This window comes from Enterobacter sp. SA187, assembly GCF_001888805.2.
GTDB lineage: Bacteria > Pseudomonadota > Gammaproteobacteria > Enterobacterales > Enterobacteriaceae > Enterobacter_D.
In genome coordinates this window covers 1,058,107-1,084,537 of the sequence record NZ_CP019113.1, presented here as the reverse complement: position 1 = coordinate 1,084,537, position 26,431 = coordinate 1,058,107, and the positions used below count along the sequence as shown (strand labels likewise).

The 26,431-nt window shown below is 55.7% G+C and carries 25 protein-coding genes, 1 tRNA gene and 2 pseudogenes; 17 read left to right on the top strand and 11 right to left on the bottom strand.

From position 1 onward, the window contains the following. Positions 1-60 precede the first annotated feature (60 nt). Both ilvB and ilvN read left to right on the top strand, forming a co-directional pair. Positions 61-1,749: an acetolactate synthase large subunit gene (gene ilvB, locus BMF08_RS05295; protein ID WP_072570947.1), complete on the top strand. Its 1,689-nt coding sequence runs from the start codon at positions 61-63 to the stop codon at positions 1,747-1,749. A 3-nt stretch (positions 1,750-1,752) separates the two neighbouring features. Next, a complete protein-coding gene (ilvN, locus tag BMF08_RS05290) occupies positions 1,753-2,043 on the top strand; it encodes an acetolactate synthase small subunit (protein WP_072570949.1) in 291 nt (96 codons plus the stop codon). 8 nt (positions 2,044-2,051) lie between these two features. Here ilvN and BMF08_RS05285 read toward each other — a convergent pair whose 3' ends face one another. Then, on the bottom strand, positions 2,052-2,840 hold the full coding sequence (locus BMF08_RS05285) for a DeoR family transcriptional regulator (RefSeq protein ID WP_072570951.1): 789 nt from the start codon (positions 2,838-2,840) through the stop codon (positions 2,052-2,054). A gap of 185 nt (positions 2,841-3,025) precedes the next feature. Between BMF08_RS05285 and rbsK the strand changes: the two genes are divergently transcribed. The 5 genes from rbsK to nepI all read left to right on the top strand — a co-directional run bounded on the left by rbsK (position 3,026) and on the right by nepI (position 8,119). Further along, positions 3,026-3,946 (top strand): ribokinase, encoded by a 921-nt coding sequence (gene rbsK, locus BMF08_RS05280; RefSeq protein WP_072570953.1) that lies wholly within the window; start codon positions 3,026-3,028, stop codon positions 3,944-3,946. A 31-nt stretch (positions 3,947-3,977) separates the two neighbouring features. Continuing rightward, the gene (fucP, locus tag BMF08_RS05275; protein ID WP_072570954.1) at positions 3,978-5,309 is read left to right on the top strand and encodes an L-fucose:H+ symporter permease; all 1,332 of its coding nucleotides are present in this window, start codon (positions 3,978-3,980) and stop codon (positions 5,307-5,309) included. Further along, positions 5,281-6,297, top strand: a complete 1,017-nt coding sequence (locus tag BMF08_RS05270) for an aldose 1-epimerase family protein (RefSeq protein ID WP_072570956.1) — start codon at positions 5,281-5,283, stop codon at positions 6,295-6,297. The genes fucP and BMF08_RS05270 overlap by 29 nt, the downstream gene beginning before the upstream one ends. 65 nt (positions 6,298-6,362) lie before the next feature. Then, positions 6,363-6,815: a DUF1198 family protein gene (locus tag BMF08_RS05265; protein WP_072570958.1), complete on the top strand. Its 453-nt coding sequence runs from the start codon at positions 6,363-6,365 to the stop codon at positions 6,813-6,815. Positions 6,816-6,943: 128 nt separating this feature from the next. Further along, positions 6,944-8,119: a purine ribonucleoside efflux pump NepI gene (gene nepI / locus BMF08_RS05260; protein ID WP_072570960.1), complete on the top strand. Its 1,176-nt coding sequence runs from the start codon at positions 6,944-6,946 to the stop codon at positions 8,117-8,119. A gap of 93 nt (positions 8,120-8,212) precedes the next feature. Here nepI and BMF08_RS05255 read toward each other — a convergent pair whose 3' ends face one another. The 5 genes from BMF08_RS05255 to BMF08_RS05235 form a co-directional block, all read right to left on the bottom strand. Beyond that, on the bottom strand, positions 8,213-9,592 hold the full coding sequence (locus tag BMF08_RS05255; RefSeq protein WP_072570961.1) for a carbohydrate porin: 1,380 nt from the start codon (positions 9,590-9,592) through the stop codon (positions 8,213-8,215). A gap of 150 nt (positions 9,593-9,742) precedes the next feature. After that, positions 9,743-10,045 (bottom strand): PTS lactose/cellobiose transporter subunit IIA, encoded by a 303-nt coding sequence (locus BMF08_RS05250; RefSeq protein WP_072570963.1) that lies wholly within the window; start codon positions 10,043-10,045, stop codon positions 9,743-9,745. Next, positions 10,042-11,439, bottom strand: coding sequence for a glycoside hydrolase family 1 protein (locus BMF08_RS05245; RefSeq protein ID WP_072570964.1), 1,398 nt, complete (start codon positions 11,437-11,439; stop codon positions 10,042-10,044). Before BMF08_RS05245 ends, BMF08_RS05250 begins: the two co-directional genes overlap by 4 nt. Positions 11,440-11,459: 20 nt before the next feature. Next, positions 11,460-12,785 (bottom strand): PTS sugar transporter subunit IIC, encoded by a 1,326-nt coding sequence (locus tag BMF08_RS05240; RefSeq protein WP_072570966.1) that lies wholly within the window; start codon positions 12,783-12,785, stop codon positions 11,460-11,462. Positions 12,786-12,797: 12 nt separating this feature from the next. Continuing rightward, complete coding sequence (locus BMF08_RS05235; protein WP_072570968.1) at positions 12,798-13,112, bottom strand: PTS sugar transporter subunit IIB; 315 nt, start codon at positions 13,110-13,112, stop codon at positions 12,798-12,800. Positions 13,113-13,407: 295 nt separating this feature from the next. Here BMF08_RS05235 and BMF08_RS05230 point away from each other — a divergent pair, with 295 nt between their 5' ends. The 4 genes and pseudogenes from BMF08_RS05230 to BMF08_RS21230 all read left to right on the top strand — a co-directional run bounded on the left by BMF08_RS05230 (position 13,408) and on the right by BMF08_RS21230 (position 17,403). Further along, complete coding sequence (locus BMF08_RS05230) at positions 13,408-14,361, top strand: LacI family DNA-binding transcriptional regulator (RefSeq protein ID WP_072570969.1); 954 nt, start codon at positions 13,408-13,410, stop codon at positions 14,359-14,361. A 475-nt stretch (positions 14,362-14,836) separates the two neighbouring features. Continuing rightward, positions 14,837-15,699: pseudogene (locus tag BMF08_RS05225) on the top strand (VENN motif pre-toxin domain-containing protein); the annotation flags it as partial. A 293-nt stretch (positions 15,700-15,992) separates the two neighbouring features. Continuing rightward, positions 15,993-17,165 carry a VENN motif pre-toxin domain-containing protein gene (locus BMF08_RS05215; protein ID WP_325006232.1) on the top strand — a complete coding sequence of 391 codons (1,173 nt, stop codon included), beginning with the start codon at positions 15,993-15,995 and terminating at the stop codon, positions 17,163-17,165. Continuing rightward, positions 17,158-17,403 carry a hypothetical protein gene (locus tag BMF08_RS21230; protein WP_072570973.1) on the top strand — a complete coding sequence of 82 codons (246 nt, stop codon included), beginning with the start codon at positions 17,158-17,160 and terminating at the stop codon, positions 17,401-17,403. Before BMF08_RS05215 ends, BMF08_RS21230 begins: the two co-directional genes overlap by 8 nt. A 195-nt stretch (positions 17,404-17,598) precedes the next feature. On the opposite strand, the gene nfsB is transcribed toward BMF08_RS21230, so the two are convergent. Next, complete coding sequence (gene nfsB, locus BMF08_RS05210; protein ID WP_072570974.1) at positions 17,599-18,252, bottom strand: oxygen-insensitive NAD(P)H nitroreductase; 654 nt, start codon at positions 18,250-18,252, stop codon at positions 17,599-17,601. Between the two features lie 180 nt (positions 18,253-18,432). On the opposite strand from nfsB, the gene BMF08_RS05205 reads away from it, so the two are divergent. Next, complete coding sequence (locus BMF08_RS05205) at positions 18,433-19,350, top strand: LysR family transcriptional regulator (RefSeq protein WP_072570976.1); 918 nt, start codon at positions 18,433-18,435, stop codon at positions 19,348-19,350. Here BMF08_RS05205 and BMF08_RS05200 read toward each other — a convergent pair. Further along, complete coding sequence (locus BMF08_RS05200; protein ID WP_072570978.1) at positions 19,347-20,579, bottom strand: MDR family MFS transporter; 1,233 nt, start codon at positions 20,577-20,579, stop codon at positions 19,347-19,349. The genes BMF08_RS05205 and BMF08_RS05200 overlap by 4 nt on opposite strands. A gap of 120 nt (positions 20,580-20,699) precedes the next feature. Here BMF08_RS05200 and BMF08_RS05195 point away from each other — a divergent pair, with 120 nt between their 5' ends. The 3 genes from BMF08_RS05195 to BMF08_RS05185 are packed head-to-tail and all read left to right on the top strand — an operon-like array spanning position 20,700 to position 23,502. Next, the gene (locus BMF08_RS05195) at positions 20,700-21,707 is read left to right on the top strand and encodes an ABC transporter substrate-binding protein (protein ID WP_072570979.1); all 1,008 of its coding nucleotides are present in this window, start codon (positions 20,700-20,702) and stop codon (positions 21,705-21,707) included. Then, positions 21,707-22,747, top strand: coding sequence for a FecCD family ABC transporter permease (locus BMF08_RS05190; RefSeq protein ID WP_072570981.1), 1,041 nt, complete (start codon positions 21,707-21,709; stop codon positions 22,745-22,747). Before BMF08_RS05195 ends, BMF08_RS05190 begins: the two co-directional genes overlap by 1 nt. After that, positions 22,744-23,502, top strand: a complete 759-nt coding sequence (locus tag BMF08_RS05185; RefSeq protein ID WP_072570983.1) for an ABC transporter ATP-binding protein — start codon at positions 22,744-22,746, stop codon at positions 23,500-23,502. The genes BMF08_RS05190 and BMF08_RS05185 overlap by 4 nt, the downstream gene beginning before the upstream one ends. A gap of 60 nt (positions 23,503-23,562) precedes the next feature. On the opposite strand, the gene BMF08_RS05180 is transcribed toward BMF08_RS05185, so the two are convergent. Continuing rightward, positions 23,563-23,853: a SymE family type I addiction module toxin gene (locus BMF08_RS05180; protein WP_072570984.1), complete on the bottom strand. Its 291-nt coding sequence runs from the start codon at positions 23,851-23,853 to the stop codon at positions 23,563-23,565. A 129-nt stretch (positions 23,854-23,982) separates the two neighbouring features. Between BMF08_RS05180 and BMF08_RS05175 the strand changes: the two genes are divergently transcribed. Beyond that, on the top strand, positions 23,983-24,144 hold the full coding sequence (locus BMF08_RS05175; protein WP_072570986.1) for a YlcI/YnfO family protein: 162 nt from the start codon (positions 23,983-23,985) through the stop codon (positions 24,142-24,144). A gap of 14 nt (positions 24,145-24,158) precedes the next feature. On the opposite strand, the pseudogene BMF08_RS05170 reads toward BMF08_RS05175, so the two are convergent. Next, positions 24,159-24,444, bottom strand: a pseudogene (locus tag BMF08_RS05170) (hydroxyacid dehydrogenase); the annotation flags it as partial. A gap of 205 nt (positions 24,445-24,649) precedes the next feature. Then, positions 24,650-24,744 (bottom strand) — tRNA-Sec (locus BMF08_RS05165). A gap of 285 nt (positions 24,745-25,029) precedes the next feature. Between BMF08_RS05165 and BMF08_RS05160 the strand changes: the two genes are divergently transcribed. Beyond that, on the top strand, positions 25,030-26,424 hold the full coding sequence (locus BMF08_RS05160; protein WP_072570987.1) for a glycoside-pentoside-hexuronide family transporter: 1,395 nt from the start codon (positions 25,030-25,032) through the stop codon (positions 26,422-26,424). Positions 26,425-26,431 lie beyond the last annotated feature (7 nt).

Genomic DNA, 26,431 nt, shown 5'->3' with positions numbered 1-26,431 from the left:
GGGCGGGGTTTTTTATTGTGACCTCCCCGGAAAGTCGGCCCAGAAGAACAGGACTGGAGCATGGCAATTTCGGACACAACATCACAGACAAAGCGCTTTACCGGCGCGCAATTAATCGTTCATTTACTGGAGCGCCAGGGCATCACCATCGTGACCGGCATTCCCGGCGGCACCGTGCTGCCGCTGTATGACGCATTAAGCCAGAGCACGCAGATCCGCCATGTGCTCGCCCGTCATGAGCAGGGCGCCGGTTTTATCGCCCAGGGCATGGCGCGTACCCAGGGCAAACCGGCGGTGTGCATGGCCTGTAGCGGGCCGGGCGCGACCAACCTGGTCACCGCCATTGCTGACGCGCGTCTCGATTCGGTTCCACTGGTGTGCATTACCGGTCAGGTTCCCTCCTCAATGATTGGCACCGATGCCTTCCAGGAAGTGGACACCTACGGCATCTCTATCCCCATCACCAAGCACAACTATCTGGTGCGTGACATCCGCGAACTGCCCCAGGTGATAAGCGACGCTTTCCGCATCGCGCAGTCTGGCCGTCCCGGCCCGGTGTGGATAGATATTCCCAAGGATATTCAGACCACTGAAATCGAACTGAGCGAGCTGCCTGAGCCAGGCGGCGTGGCGGCAGCCCCGGCCTTTGAACCGCAAAGCGTGCGTGATGCCGCGACCATGATTAACCGGGCGCAGCGCCCGGTGCTCTATCTCGGCGGCGGGGTGATCAACGCGCCGGAGGCGGTACGCACGCTGGCGGAAAAAGCTAATCTGCCCACCACCATGACGCTGATGGCCCTCGGCATGCTGCCGAAAGCGCACCCGTTATCGCTGGGGATGCTGGGGATGCACGGCGCGCGCAGCACCAACTTTATTTTGCAGGAAGCGGATCTGCTGATCGTGCTGGGGGCGCGTTTTGATGACCGGGCGATTGGCAAAGCCGAACAGTTCTGCCCGAACGCGAAAATTATCCACGTGGATATCGATCGTGCGGAGCTGGGCAAAATCCGTCAGCCGCATATCGCCATTCAGGGAGATGTCGGCGAGGTTCTGGCGGAGCTGATCCCGCAAATCGAGGCGCAGCCGCGCGCGGCCTGGCGCGATCTGGTGGCGCAGCTGCAACAGGAGTTTCCGGCAAATATGCCGGGGATGGACGATCCGCTTTCCCATTACGGTATTATCCGCGCGGCAGCGGCCTGCGTGGATGACAGCGCCATTATCACCACCGACGTGGGCCAGCATCAGATGTGGACGGCGCAGGCTTACCCGCTGAACCGTCCGCGTCAGTGGCTGACTTCCGGCGGCCTCGGCACCATGGGCTTTGGTCTGCCCGCCGCCATTGGCGCGGCGCTGGCGAACCCGGATCGCAAAGTGCTGTGCTTCTCCGGCGACGGCAGCCTGATGATGAACATTCAGGAGCTGGCCACCGCCGCGGAAAATAATCTCGATGTGAAAATCATTCTGATGAATAACGAAGCGCTGGGGCTGGTGCATCAGCAGCAAAGCCTGTTCTATCAGCAGGGCGTGTTTGCCGCCACCTATCCGGGGATGGTGAACTTTATGCAGATCGCCGCCGGATTCGGGCTCTACAGCTGTGATTTAAATGGCGAAGCGGATCCGCAGGCCGCGTTGCAGGCGGCGATTTCCCGCCCTGGCCCGGCGCTGATCCACGTGCGTATCGACGCCGAACAAAAAGTGTATCCGATGGTGCCGCCGGGCGCGGCCAATACTGAGATGGTGGGAGAATAAGCCATGCAACATTCCGAACATGACAATGTGATCCTTGAACTCACCGTCCGTAACCATCCCGGCGTAATGACCCACGTCTGCGGCCTGTTCGCCCGGCGCGCCTTTAACGTCGAAGGCATTCTCTGTCTGCCGCTACAGGGCGGCGAGCAGAGCCGCATCTGGCTACTGGTCGCCAACGATCAGCGTCTTGAGCAGATGATAAGTCAGATCGACAAGCTGGAAGATGTGGTGCAGGTGATCCGCCATCAGACCGATCCCGGCGTGTTCAACAAACTGGGGTTGTTTTTCGAGTAAACCGCGACTCACTCACTCCCGTTGCCGGGAGTGAGCACTTTCACGAAGCCGTTACGGCAACGGTCGGGGTAATCCGCCGGTAACGGCCTGTCGCTGATCAGCACATCAAAAGCGGCGAGCGGCGCAATGTTCGCCTGCGCCACCTCATCAAAACGCGCATATCGCGCGAGCAAAATCTTGCGCAGCCCGCGCTCCATGGCTTTGCGTTTCATCGGCAGATCGTCCGGGTTAAACCAGGTGACGCCGAACTGCGCATGCACGCCGCTGGCCGAAATAAACACTTTGCGTGGGTTGAGTGAATCGAGAACCGAGGCATTCACCGGATCGTAAAACGCATCGCTTTTCGCCCGATAGGTGCCGCCGCACAGCATGGCGGTGGTGTTGGGGCGCGCGTTAAGCGCCATAAATACCTGATGGGAATAGCAAATACCGGTAAAGGCGATGTCGTCGGGGATCATGCTGATGACCAGCGGCATTTCCGGGCCGTTATCGAAAAACACCACATCGTTCTCGCTCACCAGTCCGGCGGCAAGGATCGCCATTGGCACATCATCGCGGTGATGCCCGGCCACCGGCGCGGCAGGCTGGCTGGCAGACGGGGCGGCGGGCTTATTCACCATCACGATGTAACCCCCCAGCAGCGCCAGCGGCAGCGGTTCGTCATCCTGGCTGAAATCGCGTCGAATCGTCATCAGAGAAACTTCCAGCATACGCGCCGCCTCCTTCAGATGGATGCGATCGGTCTTTTTGAGCAGCTCCGTCAGCCGACGAATTCGCTCTTTCTGCTTGGTTTCCATTCACTTTCTCCGCAATACAGGCCTCAACGCTGATGTTCCTAAAGTAACATTTTCCCCGGAAAGCGGGAATAACGGCGCGTAAAATGTTCCTGTAATCGCGAGATAAGTCACAAATGATACTAAAATAACATGTTAATGTTACGATAATATCATTGTTATGTGATTGTTTCAGAGAGGTAGTAAAAATGGATATTGCAGTCATCGGCTCCAACATGGTGGATTTGATCACCTACACCCACCAGATGCCGAAAGAGGGCGAAACCCTCGAAGCGCCGGCGTTTAAAATCGGCTGCGGCGGCAAAGGCGCAAACCAGGCGGTGGCGGCGGCGAAGCTCAACTCGAAAGTGCTGATGCTGACCAAAGTGGGCGATGACATATTTGCCGACAACACTATCCGTAATCTGGAATCCTGGGGCATCAACACCACTTACGTTGAAAAAGTGCCCTGCACCAGCAGTGGCGTTGCACCGATTTTTGTCAATCCGAATTCCAGCAACAGCATTCTGATTATTAAGGGCGCGAACAAATTCCTCTCGCCGGAAGATATCGACCGCGCGGCGGAGGACCTGAAAAAATGTAAGCTCATCGTTTTACAGCTCGAAGTGCAGCTGGAAACGGTTTATCACGCTATTGAGTTTGGTAAAAAACACGGCATCGAAGTCTTACTGAATCCCGCCCCGGCATTGCGTGAATTAGATATGTCCTATGCCTGCAAATGCGATTTCTTTGTGCCGAACGAAACCGAACTGGAAATTCTCACCGGTATGCCGGTTGATCACCTTGATAATATCCGGCTGGCGGCCCGCAGCCTGATCGACAAAGGGCTGAACAATATTATTGTCACCATGGGCGAGAAAGGCGCGCTGTGGATGACGCGGGATAGCGACGTGCATGTTCCGGCCATCAAAGTGAATGCGATTGATACCAGCGGCGCAGGCGATGCCTTTATTGGCTGCTTTGCCCACTATTACGTCCAGAGCGGTAATGTCGAAGCCGCCATGAGAAAAGCCTCGCGTTTCGCCGCCTTCAGCGTAACGGGCAAAGGCACCCAGTCGTCTTATCCCAGCATTGAGCAATTCAATGAGTTTCTGGCGTTAAACGAATAATAATAAACCCTGCAACGTAAAAGGTAGCACTATGAACGATAAAAACATCGTTCAGATGCCCGACGGGTATCTGAATAAAACCCCTCTGTTCCAGTTTATTTTGTTATCCTGCCTGTTCCCGTTATGGGGATGCGCTGCTGCGTTAAACGATATATTAATTACGCAGTTTAAAAGCGTATTTTCATTAAGTAATTTCGCCTCTGCCTTAGTGCAGAGCGCGTTTTACGGCGGGTATTTTTTAATTGCTATTCCGGCTTCGCTGGTCATTAAGAAAAGCAGTTATAAGATGGCGATTTTAATCGGCCTGACGCTCTATATTGTCGGCTGTACGTTATTTTTCCCGGCGTCGCACATGGCCACCTACACCATGTTCCTCGCTGCGATCTTCGCTATCGCCATCGGCTTAAGTTTCCTTGAAACCGCCGCCAATACCTACAGCTCAATGCTCGGGCCAAAATCCCACGCTACCCTGCGCCTTAACGTCAGCCAGACGTTCTATCCGGTTGGCGCGATAGCGGGCATTCTGCTCGGCAAATATCTGGTGTTTTCCGAAGGCGACAGCCTGGAAAAACAGATGGCGGGCATGAACGCCGCGCAGATGCATGACTTTAAAGTGCTGATGCTGGAAAACACTCTCGAACCCTATAAGTACATGATCATGGTGCTAGTGGTGGTCATGGTGCTGTTTATGCTGACGCGCTTCCCGACCTGCAAAGTGGCGCAGACCACGAAACGCCAGCGCCCGTCGGCAATGGACACGCTGCGCTATCTGGCGGGTAACGCCCGCTTCCGTCGCGGCATTATCGCGCAGTTCCTTTATGTCGGTATGCAGGTCGCGGTGTGGTCGTTCACTATCCGTCTGGCGCTGGAGTTAGGTGACATCAACGAGCGCGATGCCTCTAACTTTATGGTCTACAGCTTCATCTGCTTCTTTATCGGTAAATTTGTCGCCAACCTCCTGATGACCCGCTTCAACCCGGAAAAAGTGCTGATCCTCTATTCGGTGATTGGCGCGCTTTTCCTGGCCTATGTGGCGCTCGCGCCAAACTTTACCGCGGTCTACGTGGCGGTCGCGGTGAGCATTCTGTTCGGACCATGCTGGGCGACCATCTATGCCGGGACGCTGGACACGGTCGATAACGAGCACACGGAAATGGCGGGTGCGGTGATCGTGATGGCGATTGTCGGCGCGGCAGTGGTCCCGGCGGTGCAGGGCTATGCGGCGGACCTGTTCCATTCGCTGCAACTCTCCTTCGTGGTTTCCATGCTGTGCTTTGTCTATGTCGGCATCTATTTCTGGCGTGAATCGAAAGTGGTTAATAAGGAGGCTCCTCATGGCAACGCGACTGACACTGTGGCGTGAGTTATTTACCGCGCAGCCGAAAATCCTGCTGGAAAACAGCGACTTCAGTGTCACCGCTTTTCGTTACGCCAGCGGCGTGGAAGGGCTGAAAGTGGCGAACACGCGCGGGCATCTGGTGATCCTGCCGTGGCTGGGGCAGATGATCTGGGACGCGGAATTTGACGGTCATGACCTGACCATGAAAAACATGTTCCGCCAGCCGAAACCGGCCAAAGAGATCGTCGATACCTACGGCTGTTTCGCTTTCCACTCCGGGCTGCTGGCAAACGGCTGCCCGTCGCCGGAAGATAATCACCCGCTGCACGGTGAAATGGCCTGCGCGGCGATGGACGACGCCTGGCTGGAGCTGGACGGCGAGGCACTGCGTATCGGCGGGCGCTACGAGTATGTGATGGGCTTCGGGCATCACTACGAGGCGCAGCCGTCGGTCACGCTGCATAGCGCCAGTGCGCTGTTCGACATCCATATGGCGGTGACTAATCTGGCGTCGGTGGCGATGCCGTTGCAGTACATGTGCCATATGAATTACGCCTATGTACCCCAGGCGGCGTTCAGCCAGAACCTGCCGGATGAGGCGCTGGCGCTGCGGGAGTCTGTTCCGGCGCACGTGAAGCCCACAGAACAGTGGCTGGCGTTTAACGAACGCATCAGACAGGGTGAGGCCACGCTGACAACGTTAAGCGAGCCGCAGTTTTACGATCCGGAAATCGTCTTCTTTGCCGATAAACTCGATCGCTACACCGCGGCGCCGGAATTCAGGATGACCGGGCCGGATGGCACCACCTTTGTCACCCGCTTTTCCAGCGCCGAGTTCAATTATGTCACGCGCTGGATCTTATATAACGGCGATCAGCAGGTGGCGGCCTTTGCCCTGCCGGCGACCTGTCGTCCGGAAGGATTTCTGGCGGCAGAGCGTAACGGTAGCCTGCTGATGCTGGCGCCGCAGGAAACCCGGCGTTTCACGGTCACCACCGGCATTACGGCATAAACTGAGGCTGTACGTCGCCGCGTTTACCCTTATGATAAGCGCTCGCAAAAGGTGCTGGAGCTTTCATGATTTGGTTAACGCTGGCGACGCTGGTCGTCGTGTTTGTCGTGGGATTTAGGGTATTAACATCAGATTCCCGTCGGGCGGTGCGCCGTCTGAATGAACGGCTCGGCATCACGCCGGTGCCGGTGGAGTCGATGCTGGATCAGATGGGAAAAGCCGCAGCTGCGGAGTACATTCAGTATCTGGCGCGCCCGGATGAAGCACATCTGCAAAATGCCGCGCAGGTGCTGCTGGTGTGGCAGGCATGTATTGTCGATGCCAGCGAGCAAAACCTTCAGTACTGGTACCGTCTGCTGAAAAAAGCCCGCCTTGCCGCCCCGCTGACCGATGCTCAGGTGCGTCAGGCGCTCGGCTTTCTGCGCGAGCTGGAGCCGGACGTGGCGGAAATCAATAATTTCCAGGTACGCTATAACGCGCTCTTTATGCCGGACGACGGCGTGCACTGGCTGCACTGATTTTTCCCCTCTCCCCTGGGGCGAGGGAAAACCCTGAATCCGCACTAAAGTTGCTAAAACGTTAAATACGTCACACTCACAATGTTACACTGCGCAACTTTCTCGCCAATACCGACGCAGGGGACGACATGAGTGAGCATAAAGAAGGACAGCAGCGACCAAACTGGTCGGCAGTGTTTGCCGTCGCGTTTTGCGTGGCCTGCTTAATTACGGTGGAATTTCTGCCGGTCAGCCTGTTAACGCCGATGGCGCAGGACTTAGGCATTTCTGAAGGCGTGGCCGGGCAGTCCGTCACGGTGACGGCATTTGTCGCCATGTTTGCCAGCCTGTTTATTACCCAGACTATTCGCACTATCGATCGGCGCTACGTGGTGATTTTATTCTCCGTGCTGCTGACGCTCTCGTGCCTGCTGGTCTCCTTTGCCAACAACTTCACGCTGATGCTGCTGGGTCGCGCCTGTCTGGGCGTCGCGCTTGGCGGCTTCTGGGCGATGTCCGCTTCGCTGACCATGCGACTGGTGCCGGCGCGCACCGTGCCGAAAGCGTTGTCGGTGATCTTCGGCGCGGTGTCCATTGCGCTGGTGATCGCAGCCCCGCTGGGCAGCTTCCTCGGCGGCATTATTGGCTGGCGTAACGTGTTTAATGCCGCCGCTGTGATGGGCGTCATCTGCACAATCTGGGTCTGGAAAGCGCTGCCGTCGCTGCCGGGCGAACCGATGCAGCACAAACAGGATATGTTCGGCATTCTGAAACGTCCCGGCGTGTTCGCAGGGATGTGCGCCATTTTCATGGCTTTTGCCGGGCAGTTCGCCTTCTTTACCTACATCCGTCCGGTATATATGAGCATGGCCGGTTTCGACGTGGACGGCCTGACGCTGGTGCTGCTGAGCTTCGGTATCGCCAGTTTTGTCGGCACGTCTATGTCATCGCTGTTCCTGAAAAGATCGCTGAAGCTGGCGCTGACCTGCGCGCCGCTGTTGCTGGCGGTCAGTGCGCTGGTGCTGATGCTGTGGGGCAGTAATAAGATCGTGGCCGCCGCTATTGCGATGGTGTGGGGCTTAGGTTTTGCGCTGGTGCCGGTGGGCTGGTCGACGTGGATCACCCGTTCGCTTTCCGATCAGGCAGAAAAAGCCGGATCACTTCAGGTGGCGGTGATCCAGCTTGCCAATACCTGTGGCGCCGCTGTTGGCGGTTATGCCCTCGATAACCTCGGCCTGCTCTCGCCGCTGGTTATCTCCGGCAGCCTGATGCTGTTAACAGCGCTACTGGTGGCCGCGAAGGTTCGCGTAAAAGAGGTGCATTGAGGGTTAACGGTCATTATGCCCGGTGGTGGCTTGCGCCTTACCCGGCTTTTACATCTGTAGGCCCGGCAAGCCTGCGCCGCCGGGCAACCCATACTAGAACCACGCTTCCCACATCGCGCCGACGTTGAACGAATCCAGGGTTTCATCATCGGTATTGTTGATACGCGCGGTGCGTTCGTTATCCACCTTGCCGCCGGTCACGTAGAAGCGCAGCATCGGACGGAATTCCGGTCCCATGTCGATGGAGATGTTCTGCGACAGCGTGGCTTTCCAGCCGTGGTTATCCCCGCCCTGGTCGAAATCAACTTTCTGCCAGCCCAGTTCCAGCCAGGTGGAATGCACCTGGTTCCACCAGTACATCGGACGCACAATGGCGTTGTAGTTGCGACGATCGTCGATGTTGTTCGCATCGTTCGAATAGTCGTGGTACGCCAGCAGGTATTCGACCTGCGCCTGTTGGGTAAACTTGTAGTTACCTTCAAAGCTGGCGTAGATCGCCGTCAGCTCGTCGGTTTTGTTGTAGACGCTGTTGTCTGAGTTATCGGAGTAGCGGGCGATGACTTTATTCACGCCGCTGTCGCCGGTGTGGCTCAGCACCACGCCGCCCTGCCAGGCTTTCAGACGCTCATCGCTGTCGACGGCTTTCGAGTCAAAGCCATAGTTGGCGTACAGCTCCACGTCGATCGGACCGGCTTTGATGCCGTGAACTTTCGAGGTCACCGCATAGTTGCCTTTATCGCCGGTGCCGGAGCCGCCGGTACAGGTGATACGCGACGGGTTGCCTTCGTCATTCATCACTTCCGGGCTACAGGATTCCACGGCTGCCACGGTCGCCACGTCAAACTGCACGCCGCCGATGTCGAAGTTTTTGATCCCCGCGCCCTGGCCGTCATGGTTCATCCAGAAGTAGTCGTTGATGCCCTGTTGCGGACGCTGATGGAAGTCACGACCCGCCCAGATATAGGCGTTCGGGTTGGACTCCAGAATGTTGGTCACCCCGGCATAGGCTTTTTTCAGGTTCACCTCGTCGCCCCAGTGATCGATCATCACATTGATGTCCCAGATGGCGCCGTTCGAGCCTTTAAAGGCTTTGGAAAGCTGGAATTCGCCGCCGTTGCCTTCGTTACCCAGGCGACCAATCGCCGAGGAGCCGTTATAGGAGCCATCGACGCCGACAAATTTCTGATCGCCGCTCTGGAACTGCGCGCCGTAACGCGCATAGCCGGTGAACTTCACACCGAACGGGATCGCCATGTCCGGCGTCTGGGCGGTGCTTTGCGGTTCGGTGATGACGTCGGCTTTCTTCGCAATGGCCGCGTCCATTTTCGCCTGGCGCTCCGCCAGGGCTTTATCCACCGCTTTAGCCACGATGGCGTCGATCTGTTCCTGAGTAAATTCCTGTGCCACTACGTTTCCTGAGCAAAGCGCAGCCATGACCGCCAGCGCCACCGGAAGTTTTTTATTTAATTTCATGTTTGTCTCAATGTAGTAAATTATTTTCAGACAATAATCATCCCGTCCGTATTAAACGGAATAATTGTGCTATCACCATGTCATATTATTTGTGGGTACAGATGTATTAAAATATTCTCGTAACGATTTCTCCGTTATCTGATAAATAAATTAACGTTGATACAGCTGGACGATTTCTTCGGATAATTCACGGGCCAGTAATGACGTCATTAAATGATCCTGGGCATGAACCATAATTAATGTCATCGGCTGGCGGGCTTCGCCTGCATCCTGCTCAATCAGTTTGGTCTGCATATGGTGCGCCTGGCGCGAATAGCCGTCGGCTTCGCGCAGCAGGCTTTTGGCTTCGTCGATGTTGCCCGCGCGCGCCGCGCGCAGGGCTTCAAAGCACAGGCTGCGGGACTGCCCGGCATTGACGATAATTTCCATTACCGCTTCTTCTAATTCGATCATGATAAAGACTCTTCGTTAAAACCATTGTTGGCTGAGGTGGCGGCAAACCATTCCCCGCTTTTTTTGACGGTGCGCGTCTGGGTTTTCAGATCCAGCTGGACAAAACCGTAGCGGTTTTTATAGCCGTTACACCAGGACCAGTTATCAATAAAGGTCCACATGTGATAACCAAGGCAATTACAGCCTTCGCTGATCCCTTTATGCAGCCACTTCAAATGCCCGGATACAAATTCAATGCGATAATCGTCATTAATTTTACCGTCTTCTACAAAGCGCTGTTCATTTTCCACGCCCATGCCGTTTTCAGAAATAAAGCAGCGCGGGTTGCCATAATTGACGCGTAAATTGGTGAGAATGTCGTAAATACCCGGCTCGTAAATTTCCCAGCCGCGATACGGATTCATTTTCCGCCCTGGCATCTCGTAATAATCAAACAACCACTCCGGCATAAACGGTGACTGCGGGTTAACGGCGTTTTCACGGCATTTCACCCGACGCGGCTGGTAATAGTTAATGCCCAGCAGGTCGATTTTTCCTTCGGCGATCAGCGCGCCATCTTCCGGCGTGCAGGCGGGCAGCTGATCGTACTCTTTCAGCAGCGACACCAGATCGGGCGGATATTCGCCTTTCAGCACCGGGTCGAGGAAGCTGCGGTTAAACAGCAGATCCGCATGGTGCGCGGCGGTGACATCCGCCGGATGCTGCGAACGCGGGTACGACGGCGTCAGGTTCAGCACGATGCCAATCTCCCCGGCGTAGTGCCCGGCGCGGAATGCGCGCACCGCCGAGGCATGGGCCAGCACAGTGTGATAGGCCACGGTGGCTGCGCGTTTGAAATCCACCACGTTCGGGTAATGGAAGTCATACAGATAGCCGCCTTCCACCGGCACAATCGGCTCGTTGAAGGTAAACCAGTGCATCACGCGATCGCCGAACAGCTCAAAGCAGACCTGCGCGTAACGGCTGAACGCCTCCACCACCTCGCGGTTTTCCCAGCCGCCTTTCTCCTGCATCACCATCGGCATATCGAAGTGGAACAGGGTGATAAAGGGCGCAATGCCCTGCGCCAGCAGCTCGTCGATGACGTTGTTGTAAAACGCCACCGCCTGCGGATTCACCTCGCCGGTTCCGTCCGGGATCAGCCGTGACCAGCTGATCGAGGTGCGGAAACTGTTGTGATTCAGCTGTTTCATCAGCGCGATATCTTCGCGCCAGTGCTGGTAAAACGTCGAGGTATCCGCAGGGCCTACCTGCTGATGAAAGCGCCACGGCTGGCTGGCGTACCAGTGATCCCATGTCGTTGCGCTTTTACCGCCGTGCTGGCTTTCCCCTTCGGTTTGCAGCGCCGAACTCGCGCTGCCCCACCAGAAATGCGCGGGAAATGCGTATTTCATCTCAACCTTCTCCTTATTCATTACGGGCTGACCGTTTCCGCCAGCGGACTGGTGGCCTGCGCTTTCTGCTCTTCGGTTTTCATCAGCGAGCGCTCATAGGCACGCAGGAACGGCAGGTACATCAGCGCCGACAGCACCATACAGATGAGGCACATCACCACCGGACTCAGCGCCCAGTTGGCGGCCCAGGACGCGCCTATCGGTGCCGGTGTGGTCCACGGCGTCAGGGAGACCACCTGTGCCAGCCAGCCGAGACGGGTCGCGCCATACGCGAGGCAGGCGTTAACCATCGGCACGAAGACGAACGGGATGAACAGCATCGGGTTCATGATGATTGGCGCGCCGAACAGGATCGGTTCGTTGATATTAAAGAAGCTTGGCACGATGCCCATTTTGCCGATGGTCCGCAGGTGCGTCGCACGGCTGCGCAGCAGCAGGAACGCCAGCGGTAAAGTGGAGCCCACGCCGCCAATCAGCAGATAGTGATCCCAGAAGCCCTGCAGATACACGTGCGGCAGTGCAGCGCCCGCGGCCAGCGCGGCCTGGTTGGCAGAAAGGTTCGCCATCCAGAACGGGTTCATGATGCCAGTGACAATCAGCGAACCGTGGATACCGGCGAACCAGAAGATCTGGCACAGCAGCACCGACAGCAGAATGGCGGGCAGAGAATCCGATGCGGACACCAGCGGCTCCAGCAGGTGCATAATCGCCTGCGGCAGGATCATGCCGGTCTGCGCTTCAATGAACAGGTTCAGCGGATGCAGGGTGGCGATCACCACCAGTACCGGAATGAGGATCTCAAACGAGCGCGCCACACCGGTCGGCACTTCTTTCGGCAGACGGATGGTAATGTTGTTCTGCTTCAGCCACGCATACATGCGGGTGGAATAAATTGCGGTGATCAGCGCGGTAAAAATCCCCTGGCCGGACAGGTACTGCGTGGAGATTTTGCCGTCCGCATAAGGTGCTGCGACCAGCAAAAACGCCATAAAGGCCAGCAGACCGGACATCACCGGATCGAGATTAAACTGCCGCCCGAGGCTGGCGCCGATGCCGACGGAGATAAAAAACGTCATCACGCCCATGCTCAGGTTAAACGGCAGCATCAGCTGTTCGCGGTAAGTCTGGGAAAAATCCAGCCAGCCACGGGCAAAGCTGTTGGTGGTATCGGCGGAGAACGGCGGGAAGATAAACACCAGCATAAACGAACCGATGATCATGAACGGCAGCGCGGCGGTAAAGCCATCACGGATAGCGATAACGTATTTCTGCTGCCCCAGTTTGCCCGCCAGCGGGGTGATGGATTGTTCAATGACGGCAACCATTGACTGATATAACGAACTCATAGGAACACCTTTTTAGTGCGCCGCCTCGATGAGCGACAGAGCATAGTCCAGTACCTTATCACCGCGCTGCATACCGTAATCCATCGGGTTGATGGGCTGAACGGGTATGCCGCAGGTGGCAGCCTTTTCGGAAAGCGTATTTAACATATATTTTACTTGTGGGCCGAGTAACACCACCTGATAGCGCGAGAACTGCGTATCAAATTCCGCCACGCCGTAGGCATCAATCTCCACCGGCAAACCCCGGGTTTGCGCCTCTTCGACCATTTTTCTGACCAGCAGACTTGTGGACATGCCCGCAGAACAACACAGCATGATCTTGACCATCGACAACCATCCTCAAAATGTTAAAAGTTATTGCGGAGCTGATTGGATAACAAACGGAAACCGGTTTCCATTTTTTCGCGGATGAATTGTGAAGCCCGTCAATCTCTGTAATTTATAAGCGTTCTTTATTAGCGCTGCATCACAGATTTTGCGGCTATTCTGATAGCAGGAAAGTGCGTTTGGAAAATCGGTTTCCATGAAAAATGGAAAGCGGTTATACTGCAACTGGCGATATTATGAGCCATTGTACGATTTGGAATTTTTTGGCCCTCGCCGGGCCTCCCAGGGGATAAAGATGTCTACAATCAACGACGTATCACGTTTAGCTGGGGTGTCAAAAGCCACAGTTTCACGGGTGTTGAGTGGGTCGCGAGGGGTCAAGGAAGCCAGCCGCCTTGCGGTGTTAAAAGCGGTTGATGAACTGAATTATCGGCCAAACGTCATCGCCCAGTCTCTGCTGAGCCAGTCCACGGGCTGTATCGGCGTGATTTGCGCCCAGGATAACGTTAATCAAACCACCGGTTACCTGTACGCCCTTGAGAAACATCTCAGCCAGCATCAGAAACATCTGCTGCTGCGTTTTGCCAACAACAAAGCGGGCGTGATGAACGCGCTGGAGGAGCTGACCTGCGGCTTGTGCGATGACGTGCTGATCATTGGCGCACGTTTTCCGCTGGGCAACATCGATGAGAGCGTGATCCTCGTGGATTGCGCCGAGGCGGAATCCACCAACAGCATCCAGTTTGACCACGCTTTCGCCGCAGAAACCGCCTGTAATTACCTGATAAGCCAGGGCCGACGCCAGATCGCCGTCATCCACCCGGATACCAGCGGCGCGGCGGATCAGGTTTTACTGGGTTACAAACACGCGCTGGAAAACAATTTCCTGCCGTTTAATCGTAATCTGGTGTTTATGGATTCCACCAGTTCGTCCGTCGCCTTACAGGTCCTGCTTAACAACGCGACCACGCTGAACTTTAACGCGCTGCTGGTGGCCGACGAGCAGGAAGCGCAGCGGGTGATCAGTCAGCTTCAGGCGTTTAATAAATCGGTGCCGGGCGACATTATGGTATTCAGCCTTGCCGGTTCGCTGCAATTACCGGGCATTCCGAGCATTCCCGCTATCGAGTATTCGATGGACGCCATGGCCGCCCGTATTGTCAGCTGGCTTACCGAAAAAACGCAAAGCGTACTGGGTGCCTGCGTACTGCGCGGCGATTTAATTATCCCGGATCGCAGAACGCGTTAATTACTCATCGCCTCCGCACCCTGCGGGGGCTTTTTTGATAGCGATCACCAAACGAAAATATATCCTTCCTCCGCTTGCCATTACTTAAGAAATTTAATTTAAGGCCCGCAATTTTAGATTGCGGTTTTGAATGAATGCGCAACACAATACGCGTCGGTATCTGTAAGATTACGTCATGCTATGAGCGATCATAGTATTGGCGGTAGCGTTCCCTGGCACAGCCGATGGCATACGAATTGGCTCATAGCGATAGATATGTATCACGCATATTTAATAAATAAAATTTTTAATAATATTGTTGAACGTGAAAAAATGTTTTTTTATTTCCTGAGTACGGGAGGCAGAGTAGAGCCTGGCGTATATTGACCATTATGTCTTTTAAATCTCTGAAAAAACGCCGCAATATCAGGACACGCTGAACAGATCCGGCACAGGCAGTGATTTTCAGCGGGGGATCCAGGCGGCGACAGCAGATGCCGTGTCCGGTGAACTGCAGCAAAAGTGATTGCCGCACGGTTGTATCCGCATGCGAAAGAGATGTCTGATCTGAACGAAGAGGAAAAACAGACGGTCAGCATGCTGGCGACGATGTCGGCAGGCCTGGCGGGTGGCCTTGCCGGTGACAGTACCGTATCGGCAGGTACAGGTGCACAGGCAGGGAAGAATGCGGTTGAGAATAATTTACTGGGAGGTAATGAAGATGCTCAAGCTGCATGGATACGTGAGCATGGGATCGATATGGCGACCTGTTCTGATAACCCAACGGTGCAAGCATGCCAGAAGGCTAAAAATGAACGAGATGCGGTAGGATTGGCTTTGGCAACAGGTACTGTGGCTTTGCTTCCTGGTAGTGCTCAGGTGATGTGGGGACTTGGTGCTGGCGCTAATGCAGGGGTTAATTACTGGGTAGATGGCGCAATTGACCCAGCTAATGCGGCTATTGCAGGTTGGGTGAATGTGTTCAGCATGGGTAATGGCCTAACGGGTAGCATGGGCTGGAATGCGGCAGGTGGTACGTTGGGTAACTGGATTGACAGCAAAGATCCGCTGTTAGGTGCGCTTATTAATGGTGCCGGTTCGGGTGTTGGTTATGGCATTGGTAAAGGACTTTCATGGGGCGTTAATGCCGGAGCAAACTGGTGGAAAGGTTGCTGGGATCCTAAGTTTAATGCTGACCTGAGACAGTTTACTGAAGTGAAGGGGAAACTGGGGCTTTCAAAAGAAATGACACCTAGTAATTTTCCAGGCATGGCTGGCGATATCGGTGGTAGCCTGGGCTCTGAGCTCAGTGGGAAGTATATAGAGCAGAAATCATCTCAGGAGGAGCGCAAAAAATGAGAAAGAAAAATACGTTTCTACACCTGGCTCTTTTTATCGCATTAAGTATTATTTCTATTTTTTTGACATCGATTACTTTATACGTAGTAGGGGAGTTATTATTCTTCTTTTTCAGAGAAATACCAATGAATTTCACTATGGAAAATATATTTCTGCTCTGTAAAATTAGTCTTAGCGTCGGAAGTTTTGTCGGGGGCGGATTGTGGATAGCTCGGTTATTGAAATTAAAAGGCTTCTAAGTTTTTGCTGAGAATAATTTATTGGGTGGGAATGAGGAGACCCAGACCAGCTTCGTGCAGGAACATGGAAAAAATATAGCGTCCTGTTCAAGCAATCCTGGCAGTGTTGCCTGCCAGAAAGGGCTGGCGATGAATAATGCGTTGATGGTGGCACTTCCTGCGGGTCTTGGTGGTGGCATCCAGGCGGCGACAGCGGGGCTACAGGGGCTGGCGGGTGGCAATATCGCGGGTGCGCTGGCGGGCGCATCGGCTCCTGAGCTGGCGCATATTATCGGACATGAATCCGGGCTGAGCAGCGATGCCGCCCTTGTAGCGCATGCGATCCTCGGTGGTGTGGCGGCTACGTTGCAGGGAAACAGTGCAGCGGCAGGCGCAGCGGGTGCCGTGTCCGGTGAGCTGGCAGCAAAAGCGATTGCCGCACGGTTGTATCCGCATGCGAAAGAGATGTCTGACCTGACCGAAGAGGAAAAACAGACGGTCAGCATGCTGGCGACGATGTCAGCAGGCCTGGCGGGTGGCCTTGCCGGTGACAGTAGGGTATCGGCAGGCACAGGTGCGCTGGCAGGGAAGAATGCGGTTGAGAATAATACATTTAGTTTGCCAAACGGGATAATGAACTACGGCCAGGCAGTAGCTTCCTGGAATCAGTTCGCGGTAAACAATAACCTGACACAGGAAGAAACCCAGGCCGGGGTGGATAAGATCGCAAAAGGCGATATGCCAGACAGCACCAATATCGCTAAAGTAATGGTGGATGGCTCCTCGAATATGGCTTTTGCTTTTGCAGCATGGGAACTGGGGCTAGCGGCCTCAGTTGGTAAAGCCGTGGTTGGTGGGGTTACTTCCACTGCTGTGAACGGTGGTTTTCAATGGTATGGCTTAAACCAGCCTGGTAGTGAAGATCAGTCATGGGATTATAAAGGCAGTGCATCCTCATTCATTACAGGGATGCTTGCTCCGGGACGCAAAGTTACGATTAATACAGCTATAGCGCTGGGGGGATCGGTATTTAGCGATGGTGCTAATATTAAGTCTCAAGCCGGAACAGCCCTGGGGGCATATGCAGGTGGATATGTAGGAGAATACTTCCCTGTGATATTGAGGCCGGTTTTAGGGAGCTCTGCAACTGCTGTCGGTGATATTAGCGGTGGTTTTGTTTCTGAGTTAATTAACTACGGTATTAAAAATAATCCCACTCCAACTAGTAAGGAACCGGAACATGAGTAAAAAACCTTCAGTATTTTTATTATTTTTAACAATAATATATTGTTGGGTGATCTTTTTTTTAATCGGTAGCGTAGTGCTGCTCATTATGAATTTATGGAAAGGGAATGGCTTCTATTTTTCACAACAACAAGTTAAAGCCGCCATCATATTGAGTGGGATAGCAGGGTGCGGCGTTGGATTAAGAACATGGATCTTTGCATTGATTGATAAACGTAAATCCCGAAAGTCACCATCATGAGACCCTAAAGCGTAAATTCAATCCCGACCACAGTTGGTGGTATTTTTGCCCGGAAATATTTTTCGATAGCTATTGAATCTGCATTGCAAATTTAATAAATAAGCTGAATGAGTCAGGCGCGAATAATATAAATTCCAAAGAATAACGGCAGAAGGTTTTCCTCCTGCCGCAGAAATAACGAACCGGGTTTTACACTCAAATAAACGTAAAAATCTCGTCACGCGGCAGGCGGGATTTTGGCAGGCTGGCGTTAAAATCTTTGTCGCTTTTCACGCCCAGCGACACCAGTACCACGCTGGTTAAGCCTTTTTCACGCAGCCCCAGCGACAGATCCAGCTCGCGGGAATCGAAACCTTCCATCGGCGTGGCGTCGATGCCGAGCATCGCGGCACCCAGCAGCAGACCGCCCAGCGCAAGGTACACCTGCTTTTCCATCCACTGCGGCACATCGCGCAGTTCATAGCGATGCATATCCACGTAGCCACGGCGGCCCTTATCCTGCCCGGCTTTGGCTTCTTCGCTGGCGAAGCGGCCATCTTTCTGCTCCTGTTCCAACACGTTTTGCAGATGTTCTTCCGTCAGATCGCTTTTCATGCACAGGGCGATTACGTGGGAAGCATTCAGCACTTTTGCTTCGTTATAGGAAAATGCACCGCCAGTGGATTTGGCGATCGCGGCGCGGCCTTCGGCGGTGGAGGCCACCACAAAATGCCACGGCTGGGAGTTCACCGACGACGGGCTGTTTTGCAGCACGTTCAGCAGGGTTTCAATATCGTTTTCCGGCAAAGTCTGGCCGGGTTCAAAAGCTTTGACGGTGTGGCGGGAAAGCACGGCATCATTAAGCGTCATCATTTTTTCCTTTCCAAAAAGTGAAACGTAACGGTTGTTCGCCTGAGAATAACGCCAAATCCGACGCAGAAAAACCTGTCCGGCGGTGCAGCACTTTCTCTTTAAAGATGAAAATCAGGTGCGCGCTGGCGCGTTTCTGGCAACAATGAAGGCCGTTTTTTTCCTGTTCCGGAGAGCGTCATGATCCGCCTCGAAGATGTGACCTTGTTTGTGCGCGCCGCGGCGTTAGGCAGTTTTTCTAATGCCGCCCGTGAGGCGGATTTATTGCCGGGGCAGGTAAGCGCCGCCGTGCACCGGCTGGAGCGCGATCTGGATAAGCGGCTGTTTGTGCGCTCCACGCGCAGCCTGCGGCTGACGGCGGAAGGGGAAAAATACCTGCCGTTCGCCCAGGAGATGCTGGCGGTGGTGCAGGCGGGGCAGGAGAGTCTGCACAGCAGCGATGATGAACTCCAGGGAGAGCTGAAAGTCGCTGTGCCGTCGGATATTGGCCGCAATGTGCTGCTGCCGCTGATCACCGATTTTTGCGCGCAGCATCCGAAAATCACCCTGCGGCTGTCGCTGTCCGATCAGATCAGCGATATTTTTCGCGATCCGGTGGATGTGGCGATCCGCTACGGTGTGCTGGATAACAGCAGTTATGTCGCCCTGCCGCTGGCGGAGAAAAACCGCCGTGTGCTGGTGGCATCCCCCGACTATCTGGCCGCGCACGGGCGTCCGGCGACGCTGGGCGATGTGACCCATCATCATTGCCTGCTGTACACCATGAACAGCCACGTCCACGATAAATGGACGTTCCATGAAAACGGCATGCGCCGCCAGCTTACGGTGAAAAGCCGGATGCTGTGCGATGACGCTGACGTCGCCCGCCGCTGGGCGATTGCCGGAATGGGCATCGTCTACAAATCCTGGATAGACGTCAGCGCCGATGTCGCCGCCGGCAGGCTGGAAGTGCTGTTGCCGCACATTGCCGGCGAGGCGGCACCGCTTAACCTTATCTGCCCGCACCGTAAGCAATTTTCCCCGGCGATCCGCCAGCTGCACGGCATGTTGCGCGCGCAGATGACGGCGATCACAGACCGACTGGCCGCCCCGCGTTAACGCTGTTGCAGCGGGCGGCAGATCGCCAGCATGGCGATGGCGCTGCAAAGCGGCACGGCGGCGAGCAGCAGCCAGGGCATAATCGCCTGCGGGGAGGGCGTCAGCGCGTGGTCGAGCTGCCCGCCGAGCAGAAAATTACCCGCCAGCACCGCCACGCCGCCCATCGAGGCAAGCGCGCCGTAATGCGCGCCGAGGTTATGTTCTCCGGCGAAACGCGGCACCAAATCCATGCCCACCGGCACAATGATCATCTGCCCGAGCGTTAACAGCGTCACCATGCAAATGGCGGGGATCAGCCGCTGCCAGTTATCGGGCGGCACGTCAGCGGCAAAAAACGCCACGCTGGCAAACGACGCGCTCAACAGCCCGAAGCCGAGCGGCAGCGTGCGCAACGGGCCAAGGCGACGGGCAAAACGCGCCAGCGGCAGTTGCAGGCAGACGATGAGTAGCGAGGCGAGCATAAACAGCGGCCCGAGATCGGTTTCCCGGCTGCCGGAGCGGCGCAGTTCCACCGGCAGCGCCAGATAGAGCTGGTTATAGCTGAACAGATAGGCGCTGTAGGCGATGATAAAAGCCACAAAACGCGGCTGGCGGAAGGTCTCCCACCAGGGGGTGATCTTCAGTTCACTGGCCCTGCGCGGCGTGGCGGGCAGGCTGAAAAACAGCACCACCAGCGCAACGATAAACACCCCCGCACCGGCCAGCGCCACGCGCTGAAAACCAAATCCCGCCAGCAGCGCGCCGAGCACCGGCCCCAGCACCGCGCCCAGTTCCCCGCAGATGGCAAAAAGCGCGAACCACTCCTGGCGGCTGCGCTTGCCGTCGGCTTCGCTCTGCGTCCCGGCCTTCGCCAGCAGCGCCTCGATGGCAGGGGAAAACAGCGCCCCGCCGACGCCCGTCAGACAGGCGCCCAGCACCACCGGCCAGAACGACTCCCCCAGCGCCAGCAGCAGATAGCCGCTCACCCGCACCAGACAGCCGCTGAGGATCACCACCCGCGCGCCGAAGCGGTCCGCCAGCGCGCCGCCCACCAGAAACATTCCCTGTTGCGAGAAAGTGCGCAAGCCAATCACCAGCCCGATCACCCATCCGGACAGCAGCAGGTCGTCGCGCAGGTAAATCGCCAGAAAAGGCACAACGGCATAGAAGCCAATATTAAAGACCAACTGGCAGCCGGAAAGCAGATAAGGGGAGGTGCGTTTTGTTGCGTCTGTCGAAGTCGAAAACATGCCATAACCGAAGTTGAGTGATGAAAATTGACAATATATTTTGCGATGGGTATAAGTCCACCACTTAAGAATGATTTGCATTTACCTGCGCGTAGCCACTGATCCTCTGGAGTAAGACGAATGCCGGTTTTAAAGAAAACGCTGTTAGCTTTAGGAATACTTTGCCTGAGTACGGCATCCGCCCTGGCGACGCACTATCCGTTAACCATCGATAACTGTGGCATGAAAGTCACCTTCGACAAAGCGCCGGAGCGCGTGGTGGCGCTGGGGCAGAACTCCGCAGAAATCATGCTGATGCTCGGTTTGCAGGACAAAATGGCCGCCAGCGCTTTCTGGCCGACAAAAGTCTTACCGGAACTCGCGAAGCAGAATGAAAAAGTCAAAGTGCTGACCGTGGAGATCCCGACGCTGGAGTCCATTCTGGCACAGGAGCCGGATTTTGTGGCGGCGCAATTGCCGTTGCTGCTCGGGCCGGACAGTAAAGTCGCTAAACGCGAAGATTTTGCCGCCGTGGGCGTAAACAGCTATTTATCGCCGGGCGTCTGCACCACCACCAAAAACACCGGCGACATCTACGGCAGCCGCAAGCAGATGTGGGACATGACCCAGCTGTACAAAGAAATTAACGACCTGGCGGCGATTTTCGACGTGCAGGATCGCGGTGATGCGCTGGTGGCGAGCTTCAAAAAGCGTGAAGCCGATCTGCGCGAGAAATTCCATAAGGGCAATAAAGATCTGTCGTTCGTCTTCTGGTTCTCCAGCGCCTCGCCGTCAGCCGATGCGCACATGAGCGGCAAAAACAGCGCCTCCGGCTTTATCGCGAATATGCTGGGCGGCCACATCGCCCTGAATACCGACGCCGAATGGCCGACGGTGAGCTGGGAAAGCGTGATCAGCGCCAACCCGGACGTGATTGTCGTCGCCAGCCTCGACCGTAACCGCTGGGTGCTGGATCGCGCGGAAGAAAAAATTAAATTCCTGAAAACCGATCCGGCGGTCAGCCAGCTGGATGCGGTGAAAAAAGGCCATATCGTGGTGATGGATGGTCAGGCGATGAACCCGACCGTGCGCACCCTCTATGGCGCGGAGCAGGTGGCGGCACAATTAGAGAAGCTGGGTCTGAACTGATGACTGTGGCGTCCCGCTCGGTAGTTGAAAATATGCGATCCGTGATGTTGCTGCTGGGCGCGGTGCTGGTGCTCGGCATCACCATCGCCTTCAGCGTCGGGGTGGGCGAGCTGTCGATCCCGTTAAAAACCACGTTTTTCGCCATCACCAATAAGCTCGGTCTGACCGGCGTAACCTTAAACCGCATCCATGAGACGGTGATCTGGGATTTTCGTCTCAGCCGGGCGCTGGTTGCCGCCTGTAGCGGCGCGGGGCTGGCCATCTGCGGCGCGGTGCTGCAAAGCCTGCTGAAAAACGCGCTGGCGGAGCCGTATGTGCTGGGCGTGTCAGCCGGTGCCTCCACCGGGGCAGTAGCCGTAGTGGTACTGGGCGTGGGCGCCGGGGCGGTGTCGCTCTCCGCCGGGGCATTTATCGGCGCTTTCGCTGCGTTCCTGTTCGTCGCGCTGCTGACCAACGGCGCGCGTGGCGGCAATGAACGTACCATTCTTGCGGGTGTGGCGGCGTCGCAGCTATTCAACGCCCTGACCGCCTACACCATCAGCACCTCTGCCAATGCGCAGCAGGCGCGCGATGTGATGTTCTGGCTGCTCGGCAGCTTCAGCGGCGTGCGCTGGCCGGAGTTCCAGCTGGTGCTGGTGGTGGTGCTGATTGGCCTTGCGGTGTGTCTGTACCACGCGAAAGCGCTGGACGCCTTTACCTTCGGGGATGACGCGGCGGCATCGCTCGGTATTCCCGTCGGTGTGATCCGCTTGATCCTGTTCTCCGTCACGGCGCTGATGACCGCCGCGATCGTCAGCATGGCCGGTTCCATCGGTTTTGTCGGCCTGGTGGTGCCCCATATGATGCGCTACTTCTTTGGCCCGCTGCACCGCAAACTGCTGGTGGCGTCCGCGCTGATGGGCGCGATTTTGATGGTGCTGGCAGATATCGCCTCCCGCACGGTGATCGCCCCGCAAAGCCTGCCGGTGGGCGTGGTGACGGCGCTGGTTGGCGTGCCGTTCTTTGCCGTTATTCTTTATCGCTCGGGGAAATTTTCATGAGTATCAGTGCCGAAAATCTGTCCTGGCGTATCGGAAAAAAAGTCATTGTTAATGATGTGTCGCTCAGCGTGCCCAAAGGCCAGACCATGGGGCTGCTGGGGCCGAACGGCTCCGGGAAATCCTCTTTGTTGCGTATTCTGGCGGGACTGCGTCGGCCCGACGCGGGCCGGGTGATGCTGGACGGCGGCGATGTGCGCGAGGTCGGCAAAAAAGCGCTGGCGAAGCGCGTGGCCTTTGTGGAGCAACATGCGGCGACGGATTCCAACATCAAGGTGATCGATGTGGTGAAGCTGGGGCGCATTCCGCACCATTCACCGCTGTCGCCGTGGACGCATGCGGATGACGAGATTGTCACCGCCGCGCTGGCGCGCGTGGAGATGCTCGACCGCCAGCAGCAGGGCTGGCAGAGCTTGTCCGGCGGCGAGCGTCAGCGGGTACACATTGCCCGTGCGCTGGCGCAGTCACCCTCCGAGATCCTGCTCGACGAGCCGACAAACCATCTGGATATTCACCATCAGATGCAGCTGATGCGGCTGATCAGCGCGCTGCCGGTCACCAGTATTGTGGCGATCCACGATCTGAATCATGCGGCGATGTTCTGCGATTCGCTGGTGGTGATGCAGAACGGCGGCATAGTGGCACGCGGTACGCCGGACGAGGTGCTGACCGAAGAGATGCTGCGCGAGGTGTTCAACGTTGAAGCCAGAATCGAAATTTCCCGCTACAACGGCAAAAAGCATATTCACTTTTTGTAGGGGGATGCGGTGCAGCGCCGGGAGCCGGGCTGCGCCGCCTGTATCCGGCACGAAGTGACATTAATTGAGCGCTGCCAGCGTCGATTCGATCCTTTTTATCCTCTGCTGCGCCGCTTTCAGTTCATCCTGGAGCCGCTGCTCCTGCTCATTGTAAGCCATCAGCACAATGCATCCGTTCATCACTTTTACCGTTACCTGGTGTCCGGTATCGAACCCCGCTTCACGTAGCCATTTCCCTTTCAGGATCAGGTTCGGCGTGCTTTTATCCCGGCCATGCGGGCGATAGCCCACGATCACGGAACGCTCGCTTTTTCTAATCTCTGACTCTGGGGTAGAATGCGGATCAGCCATAATCAACTCCTTGATAGTTGGTGAGGTTAGACGCTCCGGCTGTGTTGCTGCACATCGGAGCGTTGTTTAATTCCTGCGTGTATGTGGTAGGTACCACATGCGTATAAACTAACCGAAATGGTACCTACCATGCAAGAAAAAAAGAAACCAACCTTTGACCGCACCAAAAGCACCATGAAGAACATTCGTTTTGAAGATGAGCTTCTGGAACAGATTGAGAAAGCGGCGGGAAAAGGGAATTTTAGTAAGTGGGTGAAAGATGCCTGCAAGATGCGATTGCAGAAAAACTAATCCGCCAGCTATGCAGGAAGGCTGCAGTGAAGCCTATTGACCTACCTGACGGCTGCCTTCCTGTTGAACTTGTAAGTAAGACTTACAGGTTGCATTTTGTTCAAGTTCGCCTTCTTCGTAGATCCCTTTGATGTGCTGCGTAACGGCCTGCGGGGTAATCTGATAAAGATTTGCGATAGTTGCCTGAGGGAGCCATAGCGTCTCCTGTTCAAAGCGACATTCCACGCGCACTTCGCCGTCATCACTGGCAAACATAATAAACTCGCCTGCCGGAGCCTGGCCTGAAAGTTCCTCTGTCATGCTGCCTCCTTAAACGCTGGACGAAAATTATCTGGGAATCTATCAGAATGTTAAGCATTCACGACGTTACCATGAATGCCATAAACACGGTTATCAACATAGTATGTGAAAACAAACAGGAGTAAAAAAACAGAAATGAAACGTGGGGGTAGTTCGCAAAATTTGCGTTAAGTTGGAGAACATTGCAGAGGATTTACGCCACAAGTGGCGGAAGATCACAGGAGTCGAACCTGCCCGGCACCGCTGGCGGCACCAACTGGATTTGAAGTCCAGCCGCCTCACCGGAGACGACGATCTTCCCAGCCTTCATTGCTACATGGAGGCGGGGCGCATTATAGCCACTTTCCTGCTGTAACCACATACCCCGTCACACTTTTTTATCAGATCTGCGTCAAACCTTCGTCTGGTTTTGGTTAAAACCCTATTAAATCCATTGCTTATCCTCCCGCCTCATTTTCAGCTACCCCGATCACATAAAACAAGAATCGTAATCTGATAACCAGAAAACGGAATACCCGCTTCCGGAACGATGGTTTAAAACGTCTGCACCTGGTATCGGCGTACTTCTGAGCAAAAGGATGAAAGATGAAGAGTCAGATTATTTCTGTGAAGGAGAAGATTGGCTACGGCATGGGTGACGCCGCCAGCCATATCATCTTTGATAACGTGATGATGTACATGATGTTTTTCTATACGGATATTTTCGGCATCCCCGCCGGGTTTGTCGGCACCATGTTCTTACTGGCCCGGGCGCTGGATGCGATTTCCGACCCCTGCATGGGGCTTATCGCCGACCGTACGCGCAGCCGCTGGGGTAAATTCCGCCCGTGGATGATGTTTGGCGCGCTGCCCTTCGGCATCGTCTGCGTACTCACCTACAGCACGCCCGATCTGAGCATGAACGGCAAAATGATTTACGCCGCCGTCACCTACACGCTGCTGACCCTGCTCTACACCGTGGTGAATATCCCGTACTGCGCGCTGGGCGGCGTGATCACCAACGACCCGGCGCAGCGTATCTCCCTGCAATCCTGGCGCTTCGTGCTGGCGACGGCGGGCGGCATGCTCTCCACCGTGCTGATGATGCCGCTGGTGAATCTGATTGGCGGGGAAGACAAAGCGCTGGGTTATCAGGGCGGCGTCGCCGTGCTGTCGGTAGTGGCGTTCCTGATGCTGACGTTCTGCTTCTTTACCACCAAAGAGCGTATCCAGGTGCCGCCGAACACCACGCCGATGCGTGAAGATCTGCGCGACATCTGGAACAACGACCAGTGGCGTATCGTCGGCCTGCTGACCATCCTCAACATCCTGGCGGTATGCGTTCGCGGCGGGGCGATGATGTACTACGTCACCTGGATACTCGGCACGCCGGAAGTGTTCGTCGCCTTCCTCACCACTTACTGCGTCGGCAACCTGATCGGCAGCGCGCTGGCGAAGCCGCTTACCGACTGGAAATGCAAGGTCAGCATCTTCTGGTGGACCAACGCCCTGCTGACGATTTTCAGCGTGGCGATGTTCTTTGTTCCGGTCAGCGCCAGCCTCACCATGTTCGCTTTTATCTTTATCATCGGCGTGCTGCATCAGCTGGTGACGCCGATCCAGTGGGTGATGATGTCCGATACCGTCGATTACGGCGAATGGTGTAACGGCAAACGCCTGACCGGTATCAGCTTCGCGGGCACGCTCTTTGTGCTGAAACTGGGTCTGGCGATTGGCGGCGCGCTCATCGGCTGGGCGCTGGCGGGCGGCGGTTATGACGCGGCGGCCAAAACCCAGAACAGCGCCACCATCACCATTATTATCGCGCTGTTCACTCTCGTCCCGGCGGCCTGCTATTTCCTCAGCGCGATCATCGCGAAACGCTACTACACCCTGAAAACGCCGTTCCTGGTGAAAATCATGGACCAGCTGGCGCAGGGCGTGCGTCGCAACGAACAGGCGTTTAACGAGACACCTGTCGCCAAAGAATTACCGCATTAAAAGGAGC